Genomic DNA, 309 nt, shown 5'->3' on the forward strand with positions numbered 1-309 from the left:
TTGAAGGACATATCATAGCGGGAACGCTCAACAACGTCGACATCTGAGACTGTATAGATTGTTTTCAGCAACAAATACTTGAACATGCGTATCGGACTTTCTGCGTTGCGTCCGTTGTCAAGGCAATATTTGTTTACCAGCTTATCATAGATAAAGGTAAAATCAATTAATTCGTTAATTTTCCTGAGAAGATTATCTTTGGGAACAACCAAGTCATATATATCGGAATACGCACTCAATTGAATCTTTTGCTGCTGTAATAACATATCCAAGTGTTTGTTAATCAGTAAAAAAGATACGAAAAAAGGA

General features: G+C 35.6%; 1 protein-coding gene. It reads right to left on the reverse strand.

Features of this window, described 5'->3' with window-relative positions; all coding sequences use genetic code 11:
- Positions 1-266, reverse strand: a 266-nt coding sequence (locus G6N06_RS19550; protein WP_163518380.1) for a transposase, incomplete at its 3' end; no start/stop codon positions are given.
- Positions 267-309 lie beyond the last annotated feature (43 nt).

Source organism: Gelidibacter japonicus (genome assembly GCF_010725055.1).
Taxonomy (GTDB): Bacteria; Bacteroidota; Bacteroidia; order Flavobacteriales; family Flavobacteriaceae; genus Gelidibacter; species Gelidibacter japonicus.